Here is a 23,723-nt window from a genome sequence, read left to right on the forward strand (position 1 = left end):
TAAGGAACGATTCGTTAAAAATAGGCGACAACTACCAGGCACGCTTGTAATAAATAACGCCCTGCTAAAACTACTATAAAACACCGGTATATACTGCCGTAAGTCTTTCTGCATTTTATATATTTTATAAAACGTTACCCAACATCTCCGCACGCAATTGCTTTTTCAATAAATATCTTTTTTAATAAGTAGCTAACACTTATCAAATAACTACTCTTTTTTCAACATCCGGGTTACAAGTAATAAGTCATTTACTATATTTACTTGCTAATGGAAAATATGATGTAAGTAACATCATTTGTATAATTGCGACTATCCCTTATTAAAAAACGATACGATGCCCGGTATATCTTTTAACATAAAATGGTTTAAAAAGTACTACTGCTGGGTTTTCCTGTTACTTGCCCAGCCCTGTTTCGCACAAAAGACCAAGCTCGATTCATTGATCGCGAAGCTTAACCAAAACATGCCCGATAGTTCGCGCGTTAAATTGTTGAGGCAGCTATCATCGGCATCGGCCCCTACCAATCCGCAGCAAAAGTTTTTTTATGCAAACGCGCTTAAGCAACTGGGCGAAAAAACACGCAATGAAACTGTCGTAGCAGATGCTTTTATTAATATGGGCGGATCGTATGCCATGCGTACCAAATACGACAGTTCCCTTTACTACCTTTCGCTTGGTTATAATAAGGCCGAGAAATTAAAATTCGCGATGGGTATGGGGCGCAGCCTGGTAAATATGGGCTTTGTTTATGAAAGGTTGGATGATACCCGCGAATCGATAAAATACTATACCCTGGCCTTAGATGTATTCAAGAAAAACAAGATACAAAAGGGTATCGATCAATGCAGCAACAATATCGGTTCCCTCTATTACGATATGGGGCAATACAAAATCGCGGAATCCTATTTTACCGAGTGCCTGAAAAGTTATACTAAAAGTAATGACAAGGCCGGTATGGCTTCAGCGCTTTACGGTGTAGGTAATTGCGCGCAAGCCCTCGGGCGCGATCAGCAGGCGCTTGAATATTTTAACCAAAGCATGGCCATCCGTACCGAAATGGCCAACACCAATGGTATTGCGCTTACCCACAGGGGCCTTGGTATTGTGTACCTCCATCTTAAACAATACAATACCTCGCTCGAACATCTGAACGCCGGTTTGGAAATTGTAAAAAAAATTGGCGATAAATACGAAGAGGCCGCTATACTAAAAATACTGGTGCAAACTTATGTAGAGATGAAAGACTACAGGAAAGCCGAAGAGTTTGCCATGGAGAGCCTGAAGATAAGTTATTTCATGAAATCAAAAACGGCCGCTTCTTTAGCTTTACGCAACCTGGTGTTGGTTTACCAAAGCAAAGGCGATATTAAAAAAGCGTTCGACTATCAAAGCAAATACGTGCTGACCCAGGATAGCATACAGGAGGAAAGGGTATTAAAAGATATTACCCTTACCGAAATATACCGCATGCGTAATGAGAACGCAAGCTTATCAAAAAACAACCAGGACATTACTTCGAAAAACACCGATTATAAAGAGCGCATAACGCATTACAGCAATGTAATTGTCATCACATCTATTGTTTTGGGTTTTGTGATCTTGCTGTTGCTGATGCTGTATCACCGCAACCTCGAAAAGCAAGCGACAAATAAACTATTACTGGAACAGAAAGAAGAAATAGCCAACATTAACCACGAGTTGGAAACCATTAACGAGGAACTGACCACGCAAATGGAACTAACCACCACGCAAAATGCGGAGTTGGAACGCTTAAACGACATTAAAAACAAATTCTTCTCTATTATTTCGCACGATATCAGGGGGCCAATGGTTAGCCTGCGCTCGCTGTTTAGCATTTATCGCCAGGGTAGTATAAACGACGAGGAATTACGCATGCTGTTGGCCCGGCTTGAAGATACCATCCTTTCAACCAGCGATTTTTTAGACAACCTGCTCGAATGGTCGAAAAGCCAGCTGGAGGGTATTGTAATTAACCCGGTTGATTTTAACATTTCCGATTGTATTGCCGAAAACATTCACCTGGTAGAATCGAAAATTGAAATGAAGGAAATGAAGGTGACCAACCTGGCAACTGACGCGGTATTGGTACATGCCGATCAAAACATGATCAGGCTGGTGATCCGCAACTTGCTATCAAACAGTGTAAAGTTTTGTAACCCCGGCGATGAAATTGTGCTGAACGCAGGAGTTAAAGACGGGAAAGCCCTGATATCGGTACACGATACCGGCCCCGGCATCAGCGATGCCGACCGTGAAAAACTATTCAGCCTTGAGCATGTGGTAAGCACCGGCACACAGGGCGAAAAGGGAAACCACCTTGGCTTGATCCTGTGCCGCGATATGGTACTACAAAACAAGGGCAATATCTGGCTGGATAATGACAAGAACAACGGCACCACTTTTTGGATAGAGCTACCGCTGGCAGGCCAGCATACCTGATTGCCGGTTGCATGAACCACATTGTAAGATGGCGCAGATAGCCCCTGTCTTATCTTTCGTTAAAGCAATTCGTAAGATTCCCGTAACAAGGTAAAGATCGACGGATGCAATTCATCTAACAGCGAAATACGAATGTGATTCTCGAACTTATTTCCGGCAGCTATACTTGTACGTACCGGTTTTTCGGGGTGAGCGGCTTTTGTGTAAAATTTAATATCCAGTTCCTTCTTCATTGGCCGGATAACCAAAAAGGTAAGCCGATGGGTAAATACAATACAGTTGGGTGTAGCGCCAACCAACACGCCGTCCCAATCTGCCACTTCGGCCAATATTTTATCAAAAACCAATATCAATTCTTCGGGACGCCCTGCAAACAGGCTATCCAGGCTTACCCGCGCGCAGTAATGCCGTTGCTCTGGTTTGGGAAACTCCCGGTCGCATTTAGGGCAAGTCCAACTCATCGTAATTAAGCAATATTATACTATACACATAGGCGTAGCAAGCAGATCAGGCAATTCGTTTCCGGATAATACTAAATATTTTAACCAGTGCAACTGCTATTAAACCCGCGGCCAGGCCGGCTCCTACTTCTTTTATTATCCCGGGAAAAGATGGCCATAAATGATGCAACCATTCGATTTGATGCACCAATATTCCACCAGATACCAACACCAACGCCAAAGTACCTATTATGCCTAATATGCGGATAACCAGCGGCAAAGCCTTAACCAGCAACATACCTGCCTTTAACAGGAAGCCTTTGTTACCAGAAACTTTCATTAACCGCAAACCGGCATCATCCATGCGGACAATCAACGCTACAATTCCATATACGCCGATGGTTGCCAGCAGGGCTACAATAGAAACGGTAATAATTTGCGTAACCAGTGTCTCTTCAAGCACTGTACCCAATGCAATAATTACAATTTCGATAGACAGGATAAAATCTGTGGAAATGGCCGACTTGATCTTGGTTTGCTCTGTAGCTTGTTCTTCCGGCTCGGCTTCTTTTGGGTGATGAAATAAAAACTCGATGATCTTTTCTACACCCTCGTAAGCCAGGTAAACACCGCCTAAAACCAGTATCAACTTAATGGCCGGCGGATAAAAAGCCTGTAGCAGCAAAGCCACAGGGATGATGATCAATTTATTGAGCAACGATCCTTTAGTGATTGCCCAAAGCACCGGCAACTCGCGCGATGATACGAAACCCGTTGCCTTTTCGGCATTAACGGCAAGGTCATCGCCAAGGATGCCGGCCGTTTTACCCGCGGCTACTTTTGTGTTTACCGCCACGTCATCCATCAGCGCGGCTATATCATCCAGAATTGCAAAAAAGCCTGATGCCATAATTGGCGCAAGTTAACTCATTGAGTCAAAAAAATATAGAATAACAAAAAAAGGAGAGACCAATGGCCTCTCCTTTCCCTATAAACCGGCAATTAATAACCGGGGTTTTGGTACATTTTAACCGGATCGAGTTTGTACTCGTCGAACGGAATTGGGTAGTACCTGTCTTTAGTAGTAAAGTGCTGCAGGTTGGCAAGGCCAAAATCAGCCTGGTTTTTCCCGCGGAAATAGGTTACCAGTTCATCGGTAGTAAAAGTACGCAGCAGGTCGAACCAGCGGTGATGCTCAAATGCCAGCTCTACGCGGCGCTCGTGCAAAATGGCCAGGCGCAGATCAGTGTATTTGGCGGCATAGGCAGGGTTGGTTAAGCTTACGGCGTAAGTAGGCATACCCGCACGGGTGCGCACCATATCAATATATTGAATAGCGCCGGCACTGTCGCCCAGGTAATTGCTCACCTCGGCCAGCATCAAAATTACGTCGGCATAGCGCATCAGCGGGTAGTCGTTACCGCCATAGCCAAGGTTACTTGCAGCAGCGCTGGCATCGCGGTATTTGGTAATAAACCAATCGTTTACCACGGTTGAATATTTAACCGAGAAAGCCATACGCGGGTCGCCGGTTTCATACTCCTTAATAATATCGGCAGTGATACCCCCCGAAAGCGCGGTTGACGGTTTAAGCGAGTTGATGGTTTCGCCTTTGACCTGGTTGTTGGCGGCAATGCTTGAGTAGTAGCTGGCGTTGCCCTGTATGTAAGGCATCTGCCAGATCAGTTCGGGGCAGGTGGCTTTTTTACTTACATCAAACACATCGGTGTATGGGATGCTGCTTAGTGTAGTAAAAGAGCGCATATTGTAAGCAGCCAGCAAAAAGGTCTTGGCATTGTTAAGATTGTCAGTACGCTTGCTTTGATCTTGTGTGGTAGCCATGGTTAAATATACCTGGCCCAGCAGCGTGTTGGCCGCAGCCAGCGTAACGCGCCCCGTGGTAGCAGCAGTTTGCAATTTAGCCAATGGGGCTTTGGTAGCGTCTGTCAGGTCGGCTACGATCTGTGCGTATACAGTTGCCTGTTTCTCGCGGAAAGTAGCGGCGCCCACCTCGTCAACGTTGTTAAGCTGTTTGGTAACCAGCGGCACATCGCCCCACTCGCGCACCAGGCGGAAATACATCATCGCACGCAGAAATTTAGCTTCAGCGGCATACTGCAATTTCAGGTTCGGGTCGCTAAAAGGCACCTGGTCAATATAAGTTAACACAATGTTGCAACGGCTGATGGTGCCGTATAACGATACCCAATGGCTTTTCAGGTAGGTGTTACCAGGCAACAACGAGTAATCGTTAAACTGGAACGGCTCACCCGCGTTACTCTGGTTGTCGTTACTACCGGTATCATCAGAGCGTTCGTCTGTCCACAAGCTGCTGCCTTCGCCAATATTGTTGCTGCTGCGCAAGCTGGTATAAATACCGTTAATGGCCAGCAAAATATCATTAGGCGATTTAAAATCGTCGTTCAGGGTAACGCTGTTCGGGTCGACTTTTTCAAGAAACGACTTTTTACATGAAGAACCCATCAACACAAACAGGAACGCGCCTGCTATGATCATTAATTTCTTATTCATCTTCTTTATTCTTTATTGATGATTCATTAGAAAGCAAGGTTAACACCTAAGTTGTAGCCACGCACAAGCGGATAAACACCATAATCTACACCCGGAGCCAGGTTGGGGTTCTGGGTACTGTTGGTGGCGCCACTTGAGTAGTTATAGTCAACCTCGGGGTTGTAACCTTTGTATTTGGTAATAGTAAACACGTTAGTTGCACTGGCAAAAATGCGCAGGCGGCTAATGCCGGCTTTTCCTAACAACGATTTAGGGACTGTATAACCAAGGGTGATGCCATCGCAACGCAGGAATGAACCGTCTTGCAGATAGAAGGTTGACAGACGGGTACTGTTGCTCTGGTCGCCGCCGCGTGATGCCCGGTAAACCTGGCCGTTGCCGGTCTGAGCATCATTGCGGTAACGATCGGCCACTACCGAGTATTGGTTGCCCGAACCTTCCATGTTAAACAGGTAATAGTCCTGGCCGTCCAGCACCTGGTTACCGTATGAACCGTTGAAGTTGGTAGTGAAATCGAAGCCTTTGTAAGACGCGTTCAGTGCAAAGCCATAAGTAAATTTAGCGTAAGGAGAGCCGATCACCGATTTATCAGCATCAGTTACCTTACCATCGCCATTGGTATCAACAAAATACAGCTCGCCCGGGTGCAGCGGGTTGCTCTGCGCGTTTGATTGCGGTACTTTATTGTAGTTGTCGGCAGTAGTAATACCGGCTACTTTAAAACCGTAGAACATACCTACAGGCTGACCTTGCTGGGTAATGTGTGTTTGGTATGAACGTTCGGCACCTGCTACGATAATGGTGTTATTGCCCGGAAATTTGGTTACAAGGTTGCGGTTGAGCGAGAAGTTACCGCTTGCGCCAAATTTAAAGTCTTTGCCTTCGATGATCTTACCATCCAGCTGAACATCAAAACCACGGTTACGGATCTGCGAATCGTGCAGGTTGGTAAGGATAGTGGTACTACCCGAAACAGCCGAGATAGGCTGGTTGTACAGCAGGTTGTAAGTGTAGCTGAGGTAATAATTGAAGATAACAAACAGGCGGCCTTTCAGTAAGCCCAGGTCGGCGCCGAAGTTGTATTGAGAGGTTGACTCCCAGCTCAGTTTATTGTCTTTAATACCGGTTGGCGCGGTAGAAGTTGCTACACTGCCGCCCAAAACTGCACCGCCGGTACTACCTATGGTTTGCTGATAGTTGTAGTCGCCAATATTGTAGTTACCTACCAAACCCCAGCTGCCACGCAGCTTAACGGTTGATTGGTTGCCCAGCCAATTGTGATAGAAAGGTTCTTCTGACAGGTTCCAGCCGCCGGATACTGACGGGAAATAGCCATATTTATTTTCAGGGCCGAAGCGTGATGAACCATCAGCGCGGAACGAACCGATCAGGTAATATTTGCTGGCAAAATTATAGCTGACACGGGCCAGGTAAGATAGCAGCGTAGTTTCGCGCTTGTAGGCCGAGTTAAGCGTAAAGTTGGTCGGGTCGGCACCTTTGTTAGAGATCTCGGGAATGTTATCGTTTTGGAAACCTTTGGCGTTAACGCTTACATAATCTGTAGTAGCATCTTCCGCGGTATAGCCAGCCAGTACATTAACTGAGTGCCTGCCGAATTTTTTATCGTAGTTTACGGTAAACTCACCCAAACGGTTCTGCTGGCCTAAGTTAGCTGCGGTAGCGTTGGCAGCCGCGATAGCCTGCGGAGAGCCAGGCGCGTTGGCGCCGCTGCTCAGGTTGGTGGGTAGGTAGTAATCGTATTTCTCGTTATAGGTCTGCAAACCCAGGTTAGCTTTAAAGGTCAGTTCAGGTAAAATTTTATAACTGGCCGAACCATTGTAATAGCTGCGATAACCATGGCGAACGATCTGCGTACGCTGTGCCAGGGCAACCGGGTTTTCAATAGACTGGTAACCATAAGCGGCCGACTCAGATGCGGCACGGTTGGTAGCCAGCGAGCCATCAGCATTATAAGCCGGGAAATATGGCATATAAATAAGCGCGCCTAAAATTGGGCCGTGGTCAAAACGCCCCTCAGAGGTTTCGTGGTTTAGGTTTTGTGTGTACGAAACATTGGCTGCAATATGCAGTTTATTGTTAACGTCGCCCTCAACGTTGGTCCTGAAGTTGTAACGCTCCTGGCCTGAGTTTTGTACAATACCCTGTTGGTTTTGGTAAGCTCCGCCCACATAGTATTTAATGTCCTTGTTACCACCGCTAAAAGTCAGGTTATGTTTTTGAAAGAAAGCGGTGCGGTACAGCTCGTCCTGCCAGTCGGTATTTACCGATTGCGGGATCGCCTTTTGACTGGCAAAATCATAAATATAAGCAGGTATTTGTACCGATGCGGCATTAGCGCTACCCACGTTTGCTATACGGGTAGTGTTAACGTCGGAGTACATGGCATCGTTCCATACATGGCCGGTGTTTACCCAAATATCTTTATAGGTGTTATTACGGCCGTCAATTACTAACTGGGCATACTGATCTGCATCGAGTAATTTTACTTTATGCGCCAATTGGTTTTGACCGGTTTGTACGTCGTATTCAAACTTACCTTTACCTTCTTTACCATGTTTAGTGGTGATGAGGACAACACCGCCTGATGCTCGCGAACCGTATATGGCAGCCGAAGCGGCGTCTTTCAAAATATCGATAGTTTCGATATCTTCCGGATTGATGTAAAGGTCGTTACCGGCAGGGAAACCGTCGATCACGTACAGCGGGTCTGAGCTGGCCGAGAACGAACCGATACCACGTACACGGATCTTAACGCCCTTATCAGGCGCGCCGTCTGTTTGCGAGATCTGCACACCGGCTACTTTACCTACCAGTGCCTGGCCCAATGTAGGGGCCGAAGTGTTCAATTCGCTGGCTTTAACGCTGGAAATAGCACCGGTTACGTCGCTCTTGCGTACAGTTTGGTAACCAATGGCTACCACTTCCTGCAACTGGTTAAACTGAACTTTCAACTTAACATTAATGTTGCCGCTGCTTGCTGGCATATCCTGCGTAAAATAACCTACGAAAGAATAGCTAAGCGTAGCACCCTGGGGAACTTTAATCGAATAACGGCCGGCGGCGTTGGTTGATACTGCGTTAGGAGTGCCTTTCTGGCGTACAGTAACGCCGGGTACCGGCTGGTTGGTTTCATCTGTTACGACACCCGAAACGGTTTGGGTGTTTTGAGCAGCAACACGTACGGTTACTGACAAGGTCATGATAAGCAGAAAAAGAAGTTTCTTTAAAAGATCATGCGTAATCTTTTTATTCATACTTTTATTTGTTGGTTGTTTAGTAAAAGACAAAAAGCATTGCGAGCGCTTGATGTTGATTTGACAATTGACCGGACCGGGTGAATGTTAGCGCATTCACCGGTTTTTATTGATCGCCGGGGCCGATACGGATGGGCGTTCGTTTTTTACATAGGCAATAGTTTTTCTGGATCGTTTAAATAACATTTGTTAATAATCTTTCAAAAAAAGCAGCAGATTTGCTTGTGGTAGAAGATTTTAAATAGCTTAGTATTGAAATATTTGCAACAAAGCTATCGCCGCTATCTTAAGTAGATGCTATTTAAAAGTTAAGTTTATATAAAGCATAAAGGCCTATGTTGATACATAGGCCTTTATGTTTTAACAAATGTGATTTTCACCAGTCGGTCTTCACAAAATTGACATTATTTTTACGTGATGAGGTAACAGCGATGCCCTTAGTGTTCGAGCCGATAAAGGAAAAACCCTCCAGTTCATCGGCGCGGTCTATATGATCTACCTGCTTCAATACCACCATTTTACCGACATCAACAGATTTCTCCAAATCCACATAAGTAAACCGCCACTGGCGTCCTTCTATTTTATTTTGTATAAGCACCAGTACACCTTTGCCGGGAACCCAGTTTAGGTTTTGCACCCAGGGGGTGCACACAAACTTTTTATATAATACGCCCGGTTCGCTGGTCTTTTTGCATTTGCTCAATTTTTCGGGATCGTACAGGCGAACTTCGTTACCGTGGTCGCCGTAATCGGCGGTGGCTACATACCATTTGTTGTGGTACTTCACATATTCGGGGCGGGTTCCTTGTATGCAGGCATCATCATCAATAGTATTCAGCAACGGTCCATCAAGCGTGCCTTTTTTAAGGAACGCGTTCCAGTCGATGCAATAAATATTGGTTTTCCAAACAGTACCCTCCGGGTTCATTTTTACCGAGTTGCCCATAAAGGTTGGGCCAACGCCGTTGTAAGCAATCCCTGTTGGGTGGCTGATCACGTCCTGCCCGTTTTGTGTCAACTTGTACTCCTTTTTCAGGTATACCAGGCTATCTTTTACCAGTTTAAATTCGCGCACCATACCCACTTCCCTATCGCCATATAAAAATATACGGCCCTTTTGGTAAGATATACCCTGGCAGGCGCCTAAGGAATCGACAGTTGTTTCGCGTTGGATGTTAACATCGATACCGCCTGCTATAAAAGCAGATGTGGTGATAAATAATGCCGCTACAACGGCGTATATTATTTTCATACAAAAATTAATTTTAAGATAATGCGATACTATGGATCAAGCGGCTCGTCAAGGTCTATTTGCATGGCCTCCGGAAGTGGGTAAAACTCGGTAGCGGTTGGTGAAAGCGATTTACCCAGTTTATAAGGCACATAGCCCAGCTCTTTCATGCATCTGCCAGCCATATTGATGATAGCGCCGGCCTGTCCCCTTTCGGTAACTACCAGGCCCGGTTTATTATCGGGGATGCCATAACGGTACATCAGCCTTACACCATTGCGCATATTGGTAGTGGTATGGCGGGCATGCGGCTCCATAATTACGGCGTAAGCGGGTATGTGTAATACCTCTACAAGGTACTTCTTCATTTCCTCGGCCTCGCAATATTTTGTTTTATAAGGATGCACCTTACCGCCAGACGGCATAACAAAAGGAGCCAAACCCGCACGGTATTGCTGCGCAGCTAATCTGCAACGCAACATGCCGCCTGCACTTAAAGGCGTGGTCAGGTTCTCGGGCCCTTCGCCGGGGATCAGGATAACCGTATATGGATATTTAGCCCAATTGGTTACCTTAATGTGTTCAACCGCTGCTTTATTTACAGTCTGCGCCATCGGCTCGTAATTTGCCGCATCCTGGCGTTCGTTCAATTGCAGTAACAACAAGGCAGCCTGCATGGCAGGTTCAAAAAACAGGGAGGCGTCTTTTACATCGCCATAAAGTGTTTCGTTAATGCTGCTTAGCTGGAAGGCATATCTCCTGCCTTTGGTATTAAAGCTGATCGAATCGATAAGTGGATAATTTGGCTTTTTGCCATCACCGTAAACACCGATGGTATAATTAATACCTGCCGCGTCCTGTTCCCAGGCCTTAACCAGTAATTGCGATATAGTTAATCCTTTATACAAACCATAAGTACCGGATGGGATCAGTTTGTTCTTCACCAGCTTCTGCAGCGCGCTACCGGATTTGCAAAGCGCTTCCAATTCAATGCCAACGGTTTTTATCTCCTCGTCCGAAAATTTGATCTTATCAGTAAAGCAGGCCGCGTCCTTACAATCGGTTACTGAGTTTTTCAGATCGGTTAACTTCTTTTGGGTTAATTGCTTTAAAACAGCATCGGTTTTTAGTGTCTGGCTAACTGCTTTATCTTGTTGGATAAGCGTAAGCAGGTAATAATTTTTTGTCTTCACCCAATCGCCATCAGTGATCAACTGATAATGATTGACGGGTGCTGGCTTTTGTGCTAACACCAAAAGCCCGTTCAATACGGTAAATAAAAGAATAAATAGTTTTTTCATACAATAGCGGATGCATTGCAAAATAGCCGCTTGAATATGAATTGAACATTAACCTAATGTGATGAAAAGACCGATCGACATTTAATCTGAGACTACACCCAAACAATGCAATAAACCCCGCAGGCTTGCCAGGCAAAGCGCTGCGGGGCGGCAACCGCTACGTTACAACTCTTTATCCTCAAACATCTTTGCGTCGCGGGTATTCTTTTGTACAGCAATAGCCGAAAACATGCTCAGGCAAAACGCCATAGCGTAAAAACCTTTTTCGCTTCGGGCAAGATCAGTATTCCATAAACCTATTGTTAACAGTATCATTGCAGCAATAGTAGCAAACCAACTCAGGCCGTAGTAAAGATCCGTTACGGCAAGTCCCTCGGCCCTGTCCCTTACGCTTTTTTGAACTGATATAACCGCGAATAAGCCAAATAATAAAATGGTAAAATAATAGCCTTTTTCGTTCAATTGGATGTCTGCATTCCATAAGCCGATGCAATACCCCACCACTCCTGTTAATAAAGCGAACCACGAGGCGCCAATAAACGCGGCGGTTGGTTTAAATGGGTTCCTGGTTTTGTCGCCATATTTTACGGCGGTTAAATTTTCGTCTGTTTTGTTTTGTAGCGGTTCCATATTTTTTGTTTTTGTTGATTAATATGAACCAAATGTCGGGTGCAAAACCTACCTGCAAAAGTCAAATTGTTTAAATTACTGACGATATATTTTTCAATTATTGTATTTTTATAAGTATTAATATATCTATATGGACTACCTTTCAGAGTTAATCAACCTACTCAACAATAATGACAAAAAGCTTTTCAGGCAGTTTTTACAACGAAAAAACAAAAGAGATGACGTAAAAAACCTATTGTTACTTGATTTGATAGAAACTGACGATATAGATAACATAAACAAGCTTTACGGAACTAAAAAAAACAATGATGCCTACCATGCCCTGCGTAAAAGGTTACAGGATAGTTTATTGTTATTTCTATCACAGAAAACATTTGAAAGTGATCATTCTGATACCTACGATGCCTTGCGCCTGCTGGTGGTGGGACGCTTTTTATTAGAAAATGATGTGTTTAAGATTGCATTTAAATGCCTGCATAAGGCCGAACGACTGGCTGAAGATATGGAACAGTTTAATTTATTGAACGAGCTTTTACTACTGAAGATACAGTATGCCCATTTGCCGGGATCTGAAGATCTGGAACCCTTGACCGCCCGTTTCCTGCAGAATCAAGGGCATATGGAACGCGAAGCTAAGCTAAATTTGGCATATGCTTTTTTAAGACAGGAAATACAGGAGATACACCGGGATGGAAAGATCGTTAATTTGACGGCTTTGATAATAACCACTATCCGGAAATACAGAATTTCTGCACAAGACCTGATGACTTACAAGTCTATTTACCAAATTCTTTTTATAGCTAACGAATATGCGGCGATACAGCAGAATTACGCATTGATAGAGCGTTATATCAACAGAACGAATCAATTTATACAAAATCAGCCCTATAAAACCAGGTCTTACCTTTTTTACCATATATCCATCCTGTATTATTTAGCAAACTTTCATTTAAGGCGAAAAGACTTTGCAGAAAGTGTGGGTTATCTCAGGAAAATGATGGATTTAATGCTAACCGATAATCGTTATCACGCGTTATTTTATTTACGTTATCAATTGCTTTCTGCGCTCGACTTGTTCTTTACGGGCTTCGCCGATGATGCGATAGCGCTTTTGCAGGTGTCGCTTTCCCGGACAAAGCATGTATCTAGGCCGGAAGACATCGACGATATAAGAATATGCCTGGCTATGTTTTTAGCCCTGGGTAATAACCGGGAGAGCTTAAAATATCAAGCCTTGCTTACCCGCACTGATGCCTGGTATGAAAAAAAAATGGGCATGTTATGGACCATCCGTAAAAGCCTGATGGAAATTTTAGTACAGGCCCAGTTTGGTAATATCGAGCTTGCCATGTCCCGGTTAAACAGCTTTCGGCGACGATATAAGAAGTACCTGCTTAAAACGTCGGAAGAGCGCGTGCTGACGTTTTTGAAGCTGGTTGAAAAATATCTGCTGAAGCCCGATGTTATTTTTGAAGAAACCTATAAAACAGCCGTATTAAACCTGGCTAACAAAGCAGAGAACGACGACATCTTCAGTTTAAGTTTTATCGCCTGGCTGATAGCACGCTGGGAAAGAAAAACACCTTATAAAGTGGTGCTGATACTTATACACGACGACAACCAGGCGCAATAATAAAACTGCAGTTCACTGTCTTTAGCCAAATCTCGCTTATACTTCGCTATACGCTTATGGGCTCGGGTAATATATAATCGCGCAAATATTTTTCGAATAGTGGCACAGTTGCGTCACTATTTTATATTCGGGCTATGTTGATATTTGTAGTATTACGCGAACCTATTCACATTGACAAACACCATGCCCTGACATTTGCGCCATCCCTGTACGGAACACTAATTGAAAGTTCTGTGCAAATAAGGTCAATTTAATTATTGAAGCATAGCCATACCGAATTCCTTGTTTTTTATAAAATATAATTCTTACATTCGGGAAGCTCAATTCAATAGCTTTGAGCAATCCGTACAGTCAAAACCGCATTAACCTTAAAGCCTTATCCATGAAACCCAGCCGCAAAACATTTATTTAACCTGCGCACTTATTTGCTGTTTCGGCCCCTGCCGTTATATAAATCATCAACCTTTATTTATCCCAAAACCATCCATGAAAAAAACCTTCCTTATCGGTGTGGTGCTGTCCTTATGCGCCATACAGTTATTCGCACAAACCGATCCAACGAATTACACCAGGGCAGATATCGTCCCACCCTCTCCAACAGCAGCTAACCTGTCCAAATACGGCAACGTACCGGTTACCATGTACACGGGTATGGCCAACGTCAGCGTCCCTATCTTTACCGTACAGGGGAACGACCTCAGCCTGCCCATCAGTCTAACCTATAACTACAACGGCCATAAACCTGCAGAGCAGACCAGTTGGATCGGTCTCGGCTGGTCCTTACAGGCAGGTGGCGTAATTACCCACAACGTTAAAGGGCTGGATGACGAGTACAACACCAGCAACCCCTATGCGTACGAGAACAGTGCTGCGAAATACAATAACCCATATGTTGACACAGATAACACCTATCTTACCCAGATCGACAACCGCACTTATGATGCCGAGCCGGATGTGTACAGCTTCAACTTTGCCGGCCACTCGGGCAAGTTTGCCCGGGTAAAGAACAGATTTGTGCTTTTCCCGGTACAAAAACTAAAGATAGCCGCCAGTGGCACCGGCTTTAATATCACTACCGAGGACGGCACGATTTATGAGTTTGGCGAAATTGAAAGTACGCAAACCAAAGCCAGCGCTGGAGCGGGCCACATCCCCGGTTTTTTTTCGGCCTTCTATCTGACCAAAATAACCAATGCCGCCCAAACCGAATCCATCACACTTACTTACACGGATGAAGGCACGATTTCGCAGCGCGGTGCCTGGGCCCAAACCTGGCTCCTGTCTACTAATCCTTTTCTTCCCGGCTATAACCCTGCCGGAACTTTATCTACCGCAAATCTGAGTATGCCTACCTGGGTATCGAGCAAAAGGCTGACAACGATACAGTCATCCAAATATACCGTTACCTTCTACCCCGAGTCCTGGGTAAGAACAGATGTCGGAGTCCATTCCGGTACCGGCCCATATGCTTTGGCGACTATCGGCATTGCTACCAACGCGGGTATCCCTGTAAAGACCTTTCACCTGGATCATAGCTATTTTGTTCACTCCGTTACCGCCGGGATTACCCATTCCAATTTTCTAAAGTTACGTTCGGTAAGCGAAACGGTATCCGGCGGTGCCGACTCGCTGACGCATTATTTTGATTATTATGATGACGGAAGCGGAGGCATACCTGAAGTAACCGGGTTCGACCAGGTAGATCATTTCAATTATTACAATGGCCAGACCAGCTTTACCATGATGCCGAATACCTTTTATCCCGGCGGTGCTAACCGTACCCCCGTTCTCTCCGGGGCGGTGCTGGGGTCTTTAAAAAAAGTAACCTATCCCACCGGCGGCAGTACGGAATTTGAATATGAACTTAACCGCACCAATACCGGGAACTATGAACAACACCAGGCGATGGTTAATCCTTACGCCTACCGCACTGATCCGGATACCGAGAATGAAATTACCGATACGGCATCGTTCAACAGTAATCATTCGCAATGGCTCAAATTAGTATGGACGCGCACGGCCAAAAACCCGGATGTCGACGACCCCCTGGGCAGGGCGCGTGATAACTACCATCCGGAGGTATACATTTACAAAGGCGACCTGGACGGGGCACTGGTTTATACCGGCAAAATATTGTATACCGCGGAAAACGATGCGGGGCATGTGGATAGCCTGGCTATTGATAGCGGCAAGTATGTGATACAGGTGATCTGCGATAAAAGCGAGAACTGGGTAGACGTACAAGCCAGCTTTACGGAAGCTACCACCATTCCTGAAACCGTACCCAGCGCGGGTGTGCGGGTGAAGACCATTACCGACAACCCGGTAACTGGTCTCCCTGTTATTAGGAAATATAAATATGAATTTGGCGGCAATGCCCCGGTTAACTACGTAACCAACAGCTATATAGAAAGAAAACATGACAATCCAAGTTTTCCTTTTCTTTATAATGACTATAGTTATTTCACCTACAGTTCCATGCAGGTGCAAAGCGAAACGCCCGGTTTGCCGCTCTTTTATTCGAAGGTTACGGAGGATACCGGCAGCGATACGACAAACGTCAGCCGCTCCGTATACTTTTTCCAGTGCCTGGAATCCGGCGGCAATAACCTGGGGGTAGAAACAGCGGAAGAACTGCATTATAAAAAGAACAGCAGCGGCTATACCCTGCTCAGCTCTAAATTTTATGATTATAAAGTAGTGCCCGACACCTTGCTTATAGCGGTTAAGCCGTATGTAACGCTTTCCGAAATAGAGGCACCCGAACCACCTATCAATACTTACAGCGCCATTGTTTACGGCCTTGACTCGGAGTGGAAGTTCCTTAACAAAGTTACCGAAACCATTTACAATAACGATACCCTGACCACCCAAACCCGCAACCATTATAACCTGGCCACCCGCAACCTGGTGCTGAGCCAGCAAACCAATTCGGACGGGCGGGTATCGGTACAAAAGATGAAATACCCCGACGATTATGCCGGCTCCATAACGGGTAATCTGGTAGCAGCCAACGTACTGGCCCCGGTTATCGAGAAGCAGGTATGGCAAAAGCGCTCGGCTACCGATTCGGTGCTGATTGGCGGCACCATAACCAAATACGATTCGCTGCTGTATAAACCCGTAAAAATATATGCGCTGGAGAATGCCGCGGGGCTGGCATCGTTAAGTACCGAAACCAAAGACGGTGCAGGCAAGTACAACACCCTGCTCAGCGACAGCCACTATATACAACGGGCAACTTACACTTACGATACCGGTGCCAAAATTACGGCCCAGCAGCTTACCGGCGGCATCAGCACGGCCTACCAGTACGGCTACCCGGCGGTTAACGGTACCGAGGCCGGTAAAAACGCCTACCCCATTGCCGAATGCCGCAACGCCACCACCGCCGAGTTTTACACCCAGAACTTTGAGGACGGCAGCAGTGGAACAACCGGCGCGGCGCATACGGGTGCTAAGTATTACAGCGGCACATCATATACCGTTAGCTGGACCAGGCCCAACAGCCGCGCCTATGTGATCACTTATTGGTACAAGAGCGGGAGTACATGGTTGTACAGCGGCGAGCTGGCCTATACCGGCAGCAGCTACACCTTAAGTGGTGGCAGCGCCTACGATGATGTGCGCATTTTCCCCGCCGACGCGCAGATGAGCACCTATACCTATTTGCAGGGCGTGGGGGTTAGCAGCACCATTGATGCCAAAGGGATCACCACCTACTACACGTACGACGAGCACAACCGCCTGCTGGCCGTTAAAGACCAGTATGGCAATATCCTGAAGCAGTACGATTATAATTACGCACACTAAACCCATCAGCATGAAAAAGCATTTAACTCTCCTTTTTGTAGTGCTGCTGGGCATAGTGTCCCACACCCAAGCCCAAAGCACCAGTCAAAACTATGTGCGCACGCGGGTGCCGCGCACCCCCATCAAAACCACGGGCCGGCTGGATACGCTAACTACGAATAAAGATTCGGTGCAAAGCACCATCCAATATTTAGACGGGCTGGGCAGGCCCATCCAAACCGTGCAGGTATACGGCAGCCCTAACGGGCAGGACCTGGTGCAGCCCCAGGCCTACGACCAGTTTGGCCGCGAACCCATCAAATACCAGCCCTACAGCGTAACACCCGCCACGGCCGGCATGTACCAGGGCACCGCCCTGAGCGGCACCGGCGGCTATACCGGCAGCCAGCAGTACAGCTTTTACCAGATCACCGGGCAAAGCTATGCCCCTACCACCACGCCCTACGCAGTAACCGTGTTCGAACTTTCGCCATTGCAAAGGCCGGTAGAACAGGGCGCCCCCGGCAATGCCTGGCAACCCTACAGCGGCAGTATCACGGGTAGCGGGCATACCGTAAAAATGGCCTATGCCAATAACAACAACACCGCGCTAAGCGATACGTCTGGTACCCGCATCGTAGCCCTGTATACCGCCGCCATTAACAGCAACGGCAGCCGCACGCTGAACCGGGCCGGCAGCAATACCGCCGTATACGGCGCCAACCAGCTGAGTGTAACGATCAGCAAAGACGAGAACTGGCAAAGCGGCCGGGCCGGCACGGTAGAAGAATACAAAGACAAGGCCGGCCGCGTAGTACTGAAACGGACGTTCAACTGGAAAAGCAGCACGCTGGAGATCCTTTCTACCTATTACGTATACGATGATAAAGGCCTTTTGGCTTATGTACTGCCACCCGGTGCTGCTCCCGATGCCACGGGGGCTATCAGCGGTACCACGCTCAGTAACTTTTGCTACCAGTACCGTTACGACGGCCGGGGGCGGCTGACCGAAAAGAAGCTGCCGGGCAAGGGCTGGGACTTTGTGGTGTATAACACCCTTGATCAGGTGGTAGCCACGCAGGACAGCAACCAGCGGGTGAACAACCAGTGGCTGTTTACTAAGTACGATGTATTGGGGCGTACCGCTTTGACCGGGGTATGGGATAACAGCAATACGGCCATCAGCCGCAGCGACCTGCAAAGCACCATAGACGGGCAAACTATCCTTTGGGAGGAGGCTATCACCACCGGCCTGGGTTATACGGCCAATGCCTGGCCCGGGAGTTATACTACCCGCTTAAGCCTTAATTATTACGATAACTACACTTTCCCGGGTTACCCCTATGCACCCTGGGGTAGCGGGACAATGGCCCAGCCCCGTGGCCTGCCTACCGGCAGCCAGATTACGGTAATGAACCCCGACGGAACCTTTATAGACGGCTTATTTACAGTAAGCCATTATGATGCCGAAGGCCGCGTGGCCCAAACCAGCAAGCAGCATTACCTGGGCGGGCACGCCGGCTACAGTTATGGTAATTACGATGTGAACTTGCCCACATATGATTTTAACGACCAGGTGGTAGCGAACAGCCGTTACCATGTAGTGAATTATGCGGTACCACTGGCTGTAGGTAACGTGTTTTATTACGACCACATGGGCCGCCGGGTTGCCCTGTACGAAGAGATCGTTTCGGGGAGCACCTCCAACCCCATTACGCTTATTGCCGTTAACCTGTACAACGAACTTGGCCAACTGAGGATAAAAGGCCTGCACAGCACCAATAATGGCGCCAGCTTTTTACAAAATTTGGGCTACACCTATAACCCGCGGGGCTGGCTTGGCACCATTAACAGCAGCGGCAATTTGTTTAACGAGGAATTATACTACGAAAGCCCCTCCACGGGCAAGCAGTATAACGGCAATATCAGCAAAATGCTGTACAGCGGTAGCTACAGCGGCAGCAAAAGTTTTACTTACACTTATGATAAGCTGAACCGGCTCACCAATGCCACCTCAACCGGGAATACGCTGGATGAAGGACTCACCTACGACGTGATGGGCAATATTACCAACCTGACCAGGGGCGGGCAAAGCTATTCTTCGCTCTCCTACGGGTATACGGGTAATCAACTAACCGGCGTAACAGGAAGTAGTTTTACCACAAGAACCTACGCTTACGATGGCAACGGCAACGCTACCAGTGATGGGGGTAGTAAGACGATTGATTACAACTTGCTCAACCTGCCCCGGAAAGTAAGGAATGGCAGTACTGAACTGGCTAATTATACCTATGATGCCACCGGCAGGAAGCTGAGCAATACCAGTACCGCCAGCGGGATGAATGATGGTACCTGGGAGTATATCGACGGGATCGTTTACCACAATGGTTCAGTGGCTTTTATCTCCACTGAAGAAGGACGCGCTGTCCCCAATGGTGGCGGTAACTATGTTTACCAATACAACTTAAAAGATCATTTGGGCAATGTACGTTCTACCTTTTACAGTAATAGTGGCACAGCTACCGTTTTACAGGAGGATGAGTATTATTCATTCGGGTTAAGACATGGGCTTTACGATGCTTCTAACAATAATCGTTACCTTTATAATGGGAAGGAGGTACAGACTGACCTTGCTAACCAGTATGATTACGGTGCACGTTTCTACGACCCTGTAATTGCGAGGTGGACTGCTATTGATCCTCTTGCGGAGAAAAATAGCCGATGGACACCCTATAATTATGCGGTTAATAACCCTATTAGGTTTATAGACCCTGATGGTCGAGATACTGCTCAAAGAAACGCAGCTGTTAGGGAGGCAGGGAGATGGGTAGCAGGAAATGATAATGGAAAAGGTAATACGTATAGGTTAGGTGCGAAAGGCGAGGATGGCCCCGGTTCCGAAATCGACTGTTCTGGATTAATTACAAAAGTTGTCGTTGCTGGAGGCGAAAAAGACCCTAACCACGGAAAAAGTAATGGTATAACCAATATTGACAAGAATCTACCAAATGTTGATCCAGAAGATGTAGTACCAGGAAATGTCGTCACATTAAATGGCAATAAGCATGGGGGACTTATTACTTTGGTCCAAAGGGATAAAGATGGCAATTTTGTAAACTTACAGATGACGGATTCAGGTGGAGATCCCTCAAGTGGAACTTCTGGACCGAGGGTAAGCAACCTTATACAGAATGGAAAAGTTATGTATTGGGGAAAGCGAATTGTAAGTTTTAATAAATTTGATACTAAACCTGATGCACCGGCATCAGCACCATCCAATAATAAACCCCAACAACAAAGCCAAGGCGGTTTATGGAATTCAATAAAGAGTAGTGTAGTTAATACTTTTAATTACATAATGGATAATATGTAACATATCTAAATTGCAGAAAATGAATAAACGACTTTTAATATTACTTCTAATCGCAACAGCCACATGGACAAGTTGCAACAGCAGCTCGACCAAGAGTTCATCCGACTCTTTAAACAATACTGGCGATACGTCCAAAGCAGTAGCAGATGCTAAACAGAAAGCGATTGATGCTCAAATGGCTAAAGGCAATCGCTCCGATAGTGAAGAAGAAACACCTTCGCAATCGGATGAAAAAAATAGAATATTAAAAAGCTATGATGATGTTAAAACAATTGATACCATGTTAGTTAATGGTAATGACAGCTTAAACTTTCATCTAAAATATTATTGTCTGAAGAACACCAATTTATTGGTACCCAAGTCATATGATATTGATAAGAGCGCTCCCAAAGACTTCTTAACACATGAATTTGCATCAGATGTGTTACTTGTCAATAAGAGAGATACTGTTTTGAAAAAGCAGTTTAGAGCAAGCGATTTCGCCCCCTACTTTAAAGATGAATTCGGAGGTAACCTAAAAAAATATGGTACTATATTGATGCCCAATCTTTCGCGGAGAAATAAAGATAAAAGTCAAATAGTACTGGTTTATTCTCTTGCAATACCTACAACAGATATAGGAAAAGGGGTATTCTTAATCATCTCAAAAAATGGTGATTATAAAGTGGTTGAAAATTACAATGGCCAATGAAAAAGCTTATCCTATTACTACTACTAAGCATGGCTTTTACAGTTCATGCGCAAACAGCGCAGCAGGACAGTGCCCACAGTGCCTATCACCTGAAGCACAAAAAAGACCCCAAGCAGCATAATCCCTATGCGTTTGCGGACAGTGCAACAGGCAAAAAGCCAGCTGCAAAGCCGAAGAAAAAAACAAACTGATACCAATGACAAAGCCCCTAAAATCGGGGCTTTGTTCGTTTATAGCAATTCTTACTTTACATATTCCTGGATATGCCTTTTGGTTAGAAAGGCGTCAATAAAAACTTTCACAATATGCTTATCTTCAGCGTTCAATAACTCCACTTCTTTAAACTGTTTAAGCAGTTCCCGGTCGGTCAACTGTGCCGTCACTGCCGGGTCATCCACATCCTCATTTACCAGATAATCGGCAGTCGTATCCAGCGCTTTGGCCAGCTTAGAAAGCATATCTGCTGCCGGTTTAGCTTTGCCTATCTCATAGCGGCCAATCTGCACATAGGTCAGCCCGACGATTGCGCCAAGCTCTGCTTGCTTCAGTCTTTTTTGGGTACGTAGTTCCCTGATCCGGCTTCCTAAACTCATTTTTCCTTTATTCCTTTAACTTCAAAAATACTAAGAATGATACATAAAATGCGTGGTAAAATACAAACGAGTATCACTTGCTTTTATGAAAGCATCATCATTATAATTGCCGAATAAAAAAGTATTATATAAGCACATAATAAATGAATGTAATACCAAAGTTAATTACAGATAATCCAGAGTTGTTACTTTATATTGATGGCAAATCGCATACAACAGTCCTGGGCGGTATTAAACTGACCGGCTTCGACCGCTTAAAAGTAACATTGAAGATAGTCTTTGGTGGCAACACCATCAAAGCCTTTCGCCATAACCTCGACCTGTATAACAGCGTGCAGTGTGAGCACCTGGTGGAAAAGGCTTCCGAGGCGCTGGACGTTGCTGCCGCTGAACTGGCCGGGATCATCAGCCGCCTGACCACTGCACTGGAAGATTACCGGTCCGAACGGCTCGAAGCCATGAAGCCAAAGCAGGCGGAAAAAAAGCAGCTCACCGAGGCTGAGCGTAAGATCGCCCTGCAATACCTGAAAGCGCCAGGCCTGCTCGGACGGACCCGGCAGGCGATCTCAGCCAGCGGTATTGTCGGTGAAGAAGTGAACAGCCTGATCGCCTACCTGATCTACACGTCCAGAAAGCGGAATACACCGCTGCACCTGATGTGCCTGGGGCCGTCCGGCACCGGCAAGACCTGGCTGCAGGAACGGGTCAGCGAACTGATCCCCGAAGAAGATAAGTTGGAGATCACCATGCTCTCCATGAATGCCTTTTACTACTTCGGTAAGGATGAACTTAAAAATAAGCTGCTGTTGATCGAGGACATGGACGGTGCGGATAACGTGCTGTACCCGCTCCGGGAACTGCAAAGCAAACGCCGGATCAGCAAGACCGTCACCCTAAAGGACAGCAAGGGTAACCTGAAAACGGTTACGCTTAACGTGGAGGGGCCGGTATGTGTCAGCGGCTGCACCACCCGCGAACAGCTTTATGAGGATAACGCCAACCGCTGTATCCTGCTGTACACGGACGATAGCCCTGAACAGGATAAGAGGATCATGGACTACCAGCGCAAGCAAAGCGCCGGGCTGGTTGATCAGCAGGCTGAGCGCAACGTGCGTGAGCAGCTGAAGAACGTGCAGCGCCTGCTGCAGCCGGTCAGCGTTAAAAACCCGTTCGCTACCTACCTGCAACTGCCGGAGGCCATCTTCAAGCCCAGGCGCACCATGCTGCTGCTTTTGTTATTCACCGAAACCATTACGTTCTACCACCAGTATCAGCGGGAATTGCAAACCGATACCACTACCGGTGAGCAGTACGTAGAAACTACGATTGAAGATATTGAGGTTGCCTTTTCGCTGCTGGAAACGACCTTGCTCAAAAAGAGCGACGAGTTAAACGATGCCTGCCGTTCATTCTTTGAAAAACTGAAAGCCTGGCTAAGGCAAAACGATAGCGAAACCTTTTACAGCAAGGAAGTGCGCCCGGTCTTTCGCCTCAGCCCAAGCAGTCTGAGCCGTTATCTGTACGAACTGGAACGCATGGGTTATATCAAGATCGCGCGTGGCAGCCGCTATAAAGGCTTTGAATACAAGGTACAAAGCTGGGATGATCTGGAAAACCTGACCAATGATGCCCATGAAATGATGGAGAATATCCTGGCTGAGATACGTAAGGTAAATCATAGTAGCCCAGGTGTAGCCCAAAGCCCTGATGGGTTACATAAAGTACAGAAAACCAGCAAGAAAACCGCAGTAGCCCAACAACAATAAAA

The 23,723-nt window shown here is 46.3% G+C and carries 15 protein-coding genes; 7 read left to right on the plus strand and 8 right to left on the minus strand.

Translation table 11 applies throughout. From position 1 onward, the window contains the following. The first annotated feature begins 337 nt into the window (after positions 1-337). A complete protein-coding gene (locus tag HQ865_RS11415; protein ID WP_173415021.1) occupies positions 338-2,464 on the plus strand; it encodes a tetratricopeptide repeat-containing sensor histidine kinase in 2,127 nt (708 codons plus the stop codon). A 59-nt stretch (positions 2,465-2,523) separates the two neighbouring features. Here the strand turns inward: HQ865_RS11415 and HQ865_RS11420 are convergent, their stop codons facing one another. The 7 genes from HQ865_RS11420 to yiaA all read right to left on the minus strand — a co-directional run bounded on the left by HQ865_RS11420 (position 2,524) and on the right by yiaA (position 11,873). Continuing rightward, complete coding sequence (locus tag HQ865_RS11420) at positions 2,524-2,925, minus strand: DUF5655 domain-containing protein (protein WP_173415022.1); 402 nt, start codon at positions 2,923-2,925, stop codon at positions 2,524-2,526. Positions 2,926-2,971: 46 nt separating this feature from the next. Continuing rightward, complete coding sequence (locus HQ865_RS11425; protein ID WP_173415023.1) at positions 2,972-3,814, minus strand: DUF808 domain-containing protein; 843 nt, start codon at positions 3,812-3,814, stop codon at positions 2,972-2,974. 92 nt (positions 3,815-3,906) lie between these two features. Then, positions 3,907-5,436 (minus strand): RagB/SusD family nutrient uptake outer membrane protein, encoded by a 1,530-nt coding sequence (locus tag HQ865_RS11430; RefSeq protein WP_173415024.1) that lies wholly within the window; start codon positions 5,434-5,436, stop codon positions 3,907-3,909. A gap of 26 nt (positions 5,437-5,462) precedes the next feature. Continuing rightward, a complete protein-coding gene (locus HQ865_RS11435; RefSeq protein ID WP_173415025.1) occupies positions 5,463-8,711 on the minus strand; it encodes a SusC/RagA family TonB-linked outer membrane protein in 3,249 nt (1,082 codons plus the stop codon). A 376-nt stretch (positions 8,712-9,087) separates the two neighbouring features. Further along, entirely contained in the window at positions 9,088-9,963 is an 876-nt protein-coding gene (locus tag HQ865_RS11440) for a hypothetical protein (protein WP_173415026.1), read from the minus strand. A gap of 29 nt (positions 9,964-9,992) precedes the next feature. Beyond that, positions 9,993-11,243, minus strand: coding sequence for a YdcF family protein (locus HQ865_RS11445; RefSeq protein ID WP_173415027.1), 1,251 nt, complete (start codon positions 11,241-11,243; stop codon positions 9,993-9,995). Between the two features lie 162 nt (positions 11,244-11,405). Beyond that, on the minus strand, positions 11,406-11,873 hold the full coding sequence (gene yiaA, locus HQ865_RS11450) for an inner membrane protein YiaA (RefSeq protein ID WP_173415028.1): 468 nt from the start codon (positions 11,871-11,873) through the stop codon (positions 11,406-11,408). Between the two features lie 130 nt (positions 11,874-12,003). Here yiaA and HQ865_RS11455 point away from each other — a divergent pair, with 130 nt between their 5' ends. The 5 genes from HQ865_RS11455 to HQ865_RS11475 all read left to right on the plus strand — a co-directional run bounded on the left by HQ865_RS11455 (position 12,004) and on the right by HQ865_RS11475 (position 21,553). Continuing rightward, positions 12,004-13,506 (plus strand): hypothetical protein, encoded by a 1,503-nt coding sequence (locus HQ865_RS11455; RefSeq protein WP_173415029.1) that lies wholly within the window; start codon positions 12,004-12,006, stop codon positions 13,504-13,506. 486 nt (positions 13,507-13,992) lie between these two features. Continuing rightward, positions 13,993-17,319, plus strand: a complete 3,327-nt coding sequence (locus tag HQ865_RS11460; protein WP_173415030.1) for a hypothetical protein — start codon at positions 13,993-13,995, stop codon at positions 17,317-17,319. 10 nt (positions 17,320-17,329) lie between these two features. Further along, positions 17,330-20,671 (plus strand): DUF6443 domain-containing protein, encoded by a 3,342-nt coding sequence (locus tag HQ865_RS11465; protein ID WP_173415031.1) that lies wholly within the window; start codon positions 17,330-17,332, stop codon positions 20,669-20,671. 19 nt (positions 20,672-20,690) lie between these two features. Next, positions 20,691-21,362, plus strand: a complete 672-nt coding sequence (locus HQ865_RS11470; protein ID WP_173413098.1) for a hypothetical protein — start codon at positions 20,691-20,693, stop codon at positions 21,360-21,362. After that, positions 21,359-21,553 (plus strand): hypothetical protein, encoded by a 195-nt coding sequence (locus HQ865_RS11475; protein WP_173413097.1) that lies wholly within the window; start codon positions 21,359-21,361, stop codon positions 21,551-21,553. The genes HQ865_RS11470 and HQ865_RS11475 overlap by 4 nt, the downstream gene beginning before the upstream one ends. Before the next feature lie 51 nt (positions 21,554-21,604). On the opposite strand, the gene HQ865_RS11480 is transcribed toward HQ865_RS11475, so the two are convergent. Next, positions 21,605-21,955, minus strand: a complete 351-nt coding sequence (locus tag HQ865_RS11480) for a helix-turn-helix domain-containing protein (protein ID WP_173413096.1) — start codon at positions 21,953-21,955, stop codon at positions 21,605-21,607. A gap of 143 nt (positions 21,956-22,098) precedes the next feature. Between HQ865_RS11480 and HQ865_RS11485 the strand changes: the two genes are divergently transcribed. Next, positions 22,099-23,721, plus strand: a complete 1,623-nt coding sequence (locus HQ865_RS11485) for a P-loop NTPase family protein (RefSeq protein WP_173413095.1) — start codon at positions 22,099-22,101, stop codon at positions 23,719-23,721. Positions 23,722-23,723 lie beyond the last annotated feature (2 nt).

Origin of the sequence: Mucilaginibacter mali (assembly GCF_013283875.1) — a bacterium.
GTDB classification, from domain to species: Bacteria; Bacteroidota; Bacteroidia; order Sphingobacteriales; family Sphingobacteriaceae; genus Mucilaginibacter; species Mucilaginibacter mali.